Genomic DNA, 6,867 nt, shown 5'->3' with positions numbered 1-6,867 from the left:
CCAGTCCCGCCTCCGCTGCCCGACAAGGCGTGGATCAACGAGCCCCGACCGTCCACCATCGAGACCACCGAGGATCAGCAGGCAGCCAACGCAGCATGACGTGTGTCATCCGGTTTGACATCTACCGACCCCGTTTCGGGCAGCGACCGAGTCAGGACGAGCTGTCCCCAGCCAGTTGCCGGAAGATGGCAGTCACTCTTGAGCAGCGCCACCGCCTCAGCCGGACGAAGCGCCGCGTAGTACATGCAGGCGTACAGCGCCCGCAGTCGCCGGCCCCTTCCCCGCTTGCCGATGTAGGTGACCGCTGTCAGGCACTCCCGCATCTTACGAGGCCCGATCACTACGCGCCAGTCCACCTCTTCGGCCAGCTTGGGCGGAGTCCACTTGACCCTGTCGATCGGGTTCCGGTCGAACTCCTCCAGTTCGACCGCGTACTCAAAGGCGTTGTAGAGGACAGCCCGCTTACGCGCCACCGTCGAGGCCGCCGCCGGTTTGCCGTCCAGTCGTCGTGAGAGTGCGTTGAGCGCGGCCCGGACGTTGGCAGGCTTGGCGACGTCCGGCATGTTCAGAGACGCCTTCTCCAGCCACGAGAGCGCCTCAGAGATCTCGGCGGGTCGGGGCTTCTCCCGGTCCTGAGGAGCCAGGTAGTAGGCCCGCAGCGCCCGCCGAAGAACTTCCAAGTCCGGCGACTCCGGCGCGCCCTCCCGCACCAGCGCAGGCGAAACCGTCGCGATCGTCTCCGTAAGCCCGTCACGACTTTTGGGAGCCGCGCCTTGCCACTTCATGTCGACGTAGGCCCGGCTGAACTCCAGCCACGTACGCGCGGGCTTGTCCGCCGCATTGCTCGGAAGCATGGACAGCGGCAACCCCGAGTCGACGTCGAACTCTTCGCCGTTCTTCGCAGCCTGCCGCAGGTCAGACAGGAAGTTCTTCGCTTGCGTCGACCGCTGGAACGTCTGCGACTTCTCGCGGCCCCCGACCACCCACCGCGCGGTGTACGAGATGACCTTGCCTGCCTTGCTCGACCTCGGTCCGGCCTTGTTCGGACGGATCTCCCAGAACTTGACCTTGTACGACGTCTTCACGCCGCCTCCTGGAGAGTCCCGAGCCAGCGCATCAGCTCACTGCGCCAGATGCGAAGTTCGTTGTTCGGGAGCCGGAGCGCTTCGGGCGCCTTCCCGATCTCGCGCCAGCGGTAAAAGGTCCGCTCAGACACGCCGCCCAGTTCCTCAAGGACCTGGGGGACCGTCAGGAGTTCATCGCGCCGAGTGCTCACGCTGCCTCCACAGTTGCCGAAAGTTCCGGGGTGGGGTTGTGGGTCGCGGCGTCGAGCTGGCGGCGCCGTTGGATGCGTTCGTTGATCAGCAGCAGGAGCCGTTGCTCTGTCGGCTTGACGTCGGGGTCACCAGGTCCCGCCCGCTCCCAGACGTGGACGGCGTTCGGATCAGCCGGGTTGCTCACCGACACACCGGCCTCAGCCAGGCGAGCCAGCACCCACGCCTTACGGTCGGCTTTGTGGTCGGCGAGGGTCTTGCCGGACCATTTGCGGGAGACCAGGACACGGCGGCCGCCGTAGCCGAGGTGTTCGCGTCGGTGTGCCTTGCCCTTGCAGTAGCCCGGCGTCATGCCCTTGCGTGCGTTCTTGGGCTGCACGCCGTAGCGCAGCCAGTTCGCACATGTCGGTGAGCACGGTTCGTAGCGCAGCGTTTCGGCCATCCGGTCGACGTGCTCACGCTGCGCTCCGGTTTCGGTGGTGTGGCACTCGGCCACGCCCTTGACGAGGTACTTGGTCAGGTAGCCGATGCAGCGCCGGGAGTCAGGAGAGTCGGCGAGGACGCCCTGTGCGTCGATCTGTCGCCCGAACTTGACCACGTGCAGGGGTTCCGCGTCGTCGTCCTGGCCGAGGGCGTCTAGCGCCTCGTCCCAGGTGGGGAGGACTTCGCCGGTTGCCGGGTCGAGGTAGCCGCTGCCGTCCTGGCCCGTGATCTCGTCCCAGACCGGTAGGTGTTCGCCGTCGAAGACGACGCGGTCGGTCGGAGGCCACCACACTTGGTGGTAGGTGGCTGCCACGACCTGACGCAGTTCAGCCCGCGAGATCGTTCCGCGTATGGCCATGTGCAGGTGGGGCGCGAGACGGCGTTGCGGTTCGACGGCGGCGAAGTACTGCACGTCGTAGCCGACGAACCGGCGAAGGTTCTGCACGAACCGGTCCACCAGCTTGGAGAAGTGCAGAGCATCACGGGCCGCCCGCGCGTAGTCGTAGGTGGACGGATCGACCGGCGTTCCGTCCGAGCGCACCCGCCCGTAGGAGTCGAGGGTGAGCGTCAGGAAGATGGACGGCCGGAACGTCTTGCCGTCCTTGCCCCGGAACACCTTGCCGACCGTCCGGGAGTCGACCGGACGACGAGGAAGGTCGGGCGCATCCTGCCGCCGACGAGTCGACCGGGTGCGCCGGCCTTTGGTGTCGTCACCGGTTTTGAGGGCACCGCGGACCCCCGTGCGTTCAAGCTCATTGTCCAGGTCACGCACCACGGCATCCCAGAACTCCGGCCCTTCCCCGTCCGCCGAACCCTCCTCGGCCGCGCGGTCACGGGCCGCCGCCGCTTGCGCCCGCAGTTCCATCCAGGCGCGTTGCTCGTCGTCGGGGTCGGCGCGCGTGATGACGGGTTCCTCGGTCAGGTGCCAGCCCTGGCGGCACTGCACCGCGCGGAGTTTGCGCTTGCGTTCAGCGCACGACGGGCAGACCGATGCGAGGGTGTGACCGCACGGGACGTAGACCATTTCGGCCGCACCGGTGTTCAGGTCAACGCGCCGCATGGGGACGGGCCGGATACAGACGCCGTGTTCGACCGCGACCGCTTCCAGCACCCCACGCGCCAGCGGAGGCAGCGTCTTCACGACCGCGCTCGTCTCTGAGTCCGCAGCAGCCGACGCCGACTCGCCGGAGGCCGGACCGTCCAGGGCAAGTTGAGTCACGCCGCCTCCACATCCGGGAGGCTGAGCGTGACCATGTCGCGGATGTCGGAGTCGGAGACGTACGCGGCCCGGACCCGCACCGGGTCGGGGGAGGCTTCGAGACGGACGAACCCGACACCCGCCCCGATCTTGGGGATGGAAGAGATTTGGTCGGCTAGGGCGCCACGGTCGCGGGCACCGTCGCCGAGCACCATGTCCACCTGTTCGTCTTCGTCCAGGCGCAGGGCGATGCGGTCGGGGAACAGGTTGCGCAGGTTGTTGACCTCTTTGCGCGCGTCCTGCTGCGCCCCGATCACGCAATAGCCCACCGACCGGCCCTGCGAGGTCAGCACGGCAAGCGCCGACTCGGCCCGCTTCCGCAAGTCCCGCTCAGGGCAGTAGGCGGTCAAGAATGCCAGCTCATCGACCACGATGACCCGGAACGGGTGCTCATGCGAGGGCGTGAACGAGCGGGTCACTCCGGCGAATTGTTCGGCGCGGGCGTTCATGTCTTCGGCCGCCGCCTCCAGCAGCTCGACCATGCCGCCCTTGGGGTCGTCGCTGTAGCGCCCGTACCGCTCGAACAGCGGACGCCCGAAGGACAGTTCCATCCGTTTGGGATCGACCGCCCACACCTCCACCAGCCCCGCGAGCATCAGCGGCAGCAGCGCGCGAATGGTGGACCAGATGACCGAGCCCTTGCCGGCCCCCGTCGCCCCCGCGATGAGGACGTGGGTTCCGAGGAGTCGGAGCAGCCAGGGTGAGCCGTCCTCGCACCGTCCGATCAGCACCCCGGACAGGTCGACGTCGGCCCCGTCCAGGACGGGCAGCGCCGGGATCGGGACGGCGAGGGCGTCACGGCGGACGAATTCGAGCCAGATGCGGCCCGGACGGTCCCCGTCGCGGACGCGGACGAGGGTGGCGCCGAAGCCGTGGGCGAGGTTGACCGCGACCCGTCCCCACGCGTCGGGAGCCTGCCCCTTGAGCATGCGGACGAGGACCCGGTCCGAGGTAGGGCCGCAGCGGACCCGGACGAGGGAGGGCAGGTACTCCCGGCCCTTGTGCACCTTGGTGAGGCCAGCGGTGACGAGGACGGGTTGCCAGTCCCGCCGGTACACGAAGACGAGCCGCCACCGGGCACGCGCGGGACGGGCGATCCAGCGGACGAAGGACCGGCGGTCCACCCCCGCCCACACTGCCAGGCCCACGGCGACGAGGGCCAGGACCAGGACGGGGACCAGCCACCCGAACCGGACGCCGAGCCACCCCAGCGCGGACAGGACGGAGACGGGGACGATGTTGCGGACGAGGAACACGACCGTGCGGACGAGGGCGCGGACGGCGTTGACGATGAGGACCAGGCCCTCGGGCATGTGCCACACCGGAGGCGCCCACTTGGGCGCGGCGAACGGGTCGCGCTGCGCTTCAACGGCGACGTTCTCACCGGGGCCGAGCTTGCGGAACTCCCAGGCCATAACCTGGACACCTCTTCTCTTTCAAAGCTGTGGGGGAGCGAGAGAAGCGGGGCGGCCGGAGGTACCAGCTCCAGCCGCCCCACCCGTTTTCAGGCCGCCGTGTCCTCGGCCGGTTCGGCCGTGCAGTTCTCGATGTGGAGCCGCTCCACCTCGGCCGCGTAGGTCGCGAACGACTCGGCGAGCTGGCGCGCGATCCGGACGTCACTGGACGTCGGCGCGGTCGGGTTGGTCGGGCAGAACGTCACGTCGGCGCGCGCGTGCGACACCGAGATCTGCGCCCGGTCGTAACCGGTGCCCGCCAGCACCGACACCGACGCGTCCGGGTGCAGCGACACGTGCACCGCCGCCGACCCGTCCGGCTCCACCCGGACCGTGGTGTAGCTGTAGGCCCCCATCAGGCAGCCGCCCCCTTCCCCGACGAGGACCGGCCCGACGAGGGACGGCGACCGGAGCGGTAGAGCCGCTCCACCTCCACCGCGTACGCCGCCGCCTGCTCGGCCAGCCGCCGCGCGAACTCCACGTCCCCGGCGTTCAGGCGTTCGGGAAGGGTGAGGGTGACCAGCACCCGACCCGCCGACACCGTGAACAGCGGCGTACGCGCCCGGAACGACCGGAACTCGGTCGATGCCGCGCCGTCGATGGGCAGCGACAGCGCCGACATGCGCCCGCCCGCCATCACGCAGCCTCCTTGCCCGCCGCGCCGCCGTCCTTGCCCGAACGGGACCCGCCGCCCGCCTTGAAGTTGGCCGGACGCACCGCCGACGCCTTCAGGCTGTAGGCCAGCCGCCCGGTACCGGAGTTGACGTACGGCGTCACCATCAGCCCGTTGAACTCCACCGGCACGAACGGGAACCCCGCCGGAGCCTCCGGCACCAGGGGCTGCACCGGCGCCGACAGCTTGACCTTGAACGTGCCCTTGGACTCGGGGTCGGCGTCCAGCACCTCCACCGCCCACACCAGTTCCCCGGTGTCCTTGTCCCGCGCCTGCACGAAGTTCTCACGGGTCGACCGGTCGAAGTCCCGCACCGCCTCCACCCCGCCCTTGACGAACGCCCCGAACGGGAACACGTCCCCGAACGCGACCTTGAACGGACCCTGCACCGCCATCGCGGATCACCCCTGTCGATTGGTCTTTCTGACGACAACTCGGTTTGTCGAGTTGCTGTATCGACAGACTATGTGGGGGTGAGCTATTTGCAAGGGGTGTAAGACGACTTATCGAGTGATCTGAATCACAGTCCGTAGGACTCTTCGAGCACGTGCAGCGACCCCGGAAGGACGGCCTCCACGACCAGGACCGTGCGGCCGGTGGAGTCGACCACCGATCCCAGCACCGACAACACGGGCTCGCCCTCCACCAGGTCGAGGGACTGGCGCTCTTGGTCGGTGGCACGTCGAGCGCGAAGGCGCTCATCGACTCGGGCCAAACGGTCCTTGGCGTGTGCGGTCAAGAGCTGGCGGACCGGAACCGTCAACAGCCCATCTTGGTCCAGGCCCGAGGCCCGCGCGACATCCAGCGGAGTCCACAGCGAGACAAGCTCACTGGCGATGGAGTCGTACAGCCCCACGTATCGCCGCAGGTGGACAGGCGCCGACTCGGCCAGTCCGAGGAGCATCGCAACCGCGTTCGGAGCAGGTACGCGGCTGACCTTCACCAACCTGACCGACGAGGCGGTTTCCTGGCGATCCAGGACGGCTAGACCGGGCCGGCTGTTGCGGACCCCAGACGAGGGAGCGGCCTTAACGAAGGTGCCCCGCCCGTGCTCACGGTGCAGTTCGCCCAAGAGCTGCATCTCATTCAAGGCACGAACCACCGTGGGACGCGCCGCCCCGAACTCCCGCCCAAGCGCCGACTCGGAAGGAATCCGCGCGTTGACGGGATAGGTCCCGTCCTTGATCCGAGCGCGAAGCGTCTCCATGATCTGGACGTACTTCGGAGCGTACGAAGCGTGATCTGACACGATGTCCTGCCAACAGCTCGACAATACGAGTACCCCCAGGAAACCAGACGTCACCGGCGCTGTCACGACATCACTGGTTCCCGAGCAGGCAGTTCTTCGCCCAACCCTCCACGCACTGCCCGCTCAACGCCCAGAGGTCACCCCGATCCGGGAGGCTCAGGGAACGACTGAACCCCCGGCGAGACTCGCAGCGATCAACTGCGGTACGCCGGGGGCTCAGCTCAACCCTTGATGACGCAGGCCCGAGCAATCCACTGGACGAGGTCTCCACACGAAGGCCGTGCGGCTATTCGGGCCTTGGATTCTCCTGAACGGCCGTGAGACTTGTGGTGCCTAGGCCGTGGAGTGACTTTGACGCCGGGTTGAGTTGGTTGCCGCCCGCCCCGCGAGCGATTGGGGAACCCCACCAGGCCGAGGGAACCGGAGGGAAGCGCTCAGCAGGGCGGGGGCCGTCTATGGGGTGGCGGTCGGGCGGG

At 68.3% G+C, this 6,867-nt stretch carries 8 protein-coding genes; all 8 read right to left on the bottom strand.

Annotated elements, in window-relative coordinates; all coding sequences use genetic code 11:
* Positions 1-74: 74 nt before the first annotated feature.
* The 8 genes from HUX53_RS06080 to HUX53_RS06045 all read right to left on the bottom strand — a co-directional run bounded on the left by HUX53_RS06080 (position 75) and on the right by HUX53_RS06045 (position 6,349).
* On the bottom strand, positions 75-1,085 hold the full coding sequence (locus HUX53_RS06080) for a hypothetical protein (protein ID WP_176402181.1): 1,011 nt from the start codon (positions 1,083-1,085) through the stop codon (positions 75-77).
* Positions 1,082-1,276 (bottom strand): AlpA family transcriptional regulator, encoded by a 195-nt coding sequence (locus tag HUX53_RS06075; RefSeq protein WP_132200573.1) that lies wholly within the window; start codon positions 1,274-1,276, stop codon positions 1,082-1,084. The genes HUX53_RS06080 and HUX53_RS06075 overlap by 4 nt, the downstream gene beginning before the upstream one ends.
* A complete protein-coding gene (locus tag HUX53_RS06070; RefSeq protein ID WP_176402183.1) occupies positions 1,273-2,898 on the bottom strand; it encodes a replication initiator in 1,626 nt (541 codons plus the stop codon). The genes HUX53_RS06075 and HUX53_RS06070 overlap by 4 nt, the downstream gene beginning before the upstream one ends.
* 74 nt (positions 2,899-2,972) lie before the next feature.
* Positions 2,973-4,430: an FtsK/SpoIIIE domain-containing protein gene (locus HUX53_RS06065; RefSeq protein ID WP_255204976.1), complete on the bottom strand. Its 1,458-nt coding sequence runs from the start codon at positions 4,428-4,430 to the stop codon at positions 2,973-2,975.
* Positions 4,431-4,519: 89 nt separating this feature from the next.
* Positions 4,520-4,825 carry a hypothetical protein gene (locus HUX53_RS06060; RefSeq protein WP_176402180.1) on the bottom strand — a complete coding sequence of 102 codons (306 nt, stop codon included), beginning with the start codon at positions 4,823-4,825 and terminating at the stop codon, positions 4,520-4,522.
* Positions 4,825-5,106, bottom strand: a complete 282-nt coding sequence (locus tag HUX53_RS06055; RefSeq protein WP_176402179.1) for a hypothetical protein — start codon at positions 5,104-5,106, stop codon at positions 4,825-4,827. Before HUX53_RS06055 ends, HUX53_RS06060 begins: the two co-directional genes overlap by 1 nt.
* Positions 5,106-5,537, bottom strand: a complete 432-nt coding sequence (locus HUX53_RS06050; protein WP_176402178.1) for a plasmid replication, integration and excision activator — start codon at positions 5,535-5,537, stop codon at positions 5,106-5,108. Before HUX53_RS06050 ends, HUX53_RS06055 begins: the two co-directional genes overlap by 1 nt.
* Positions 5,538-5,662: 125 nt before the next feature.
* Positions 5,663-6,349 (bottom strand): GntR family transcriptional regulator, encoded by a 687-nt coding sequence (locus tag HUX53_RS06045; RefSeq protein ID WP_176402177.1) that lies wholly within the window; start codon positions 6,347-6,349, stop codon positions 5,663-5,665.
* Positions 6,350-6,867: the final 518 nt, after the last annotated feature.

The sequence above is a fragment of the Actinomadura sp. BRA 177 genome, assembly GCF_013372625.1.
Taxonomy (GTDB): Bacteria; Actinomycetota; Actinomycetes; order Streptosporangiales; family Streptosporangiaceae; genus Spirillospora.
The sequence above is the reverse complement of the archived record's forward strand: the minus strand, read 5'-3'. Positions and strand labels throughout refer to the sequence as shown.

Coding starts and splice junctions, on each gene's coding strand:
- HUX53_RS06055 (WP_176402179.1), bottom strand. CDS start 5,106: ATGGCGGGCGGGCGCATGTCGGCGCTGTCGCTGCCCATCGACGGCGCG.
- HUX53_RS06050 (WP_176402178.1), bottom strand. CDS start 5,537: ATGGCGGTGCAGGGTCCGTTCAAGGTCGCGTTCGGGGACGTGTTCCCG.
- HUX53_RS06060 (WP_176402180.1), bottom strand. CDS start 4,825: ATGGGGGCCTACAGCTACACCACGGTCCGGGTGGAGCCGGACGGGTCG.
- HUX53_RS06045 (WP_176402177.1), bottom strand. CDS start 6,349: ATGGAGACGCTTCGCGCTCGGATCAAGGACGGGACCTATCCCGTCAAC.
- HUX53_RS06065 (WP_255204976.1), bottom strand. CDS start 4,430: ATGGCCTGGGAGTTCCGCAAGCTCGGCCCCGGTGAGAACGTCGCCGTT.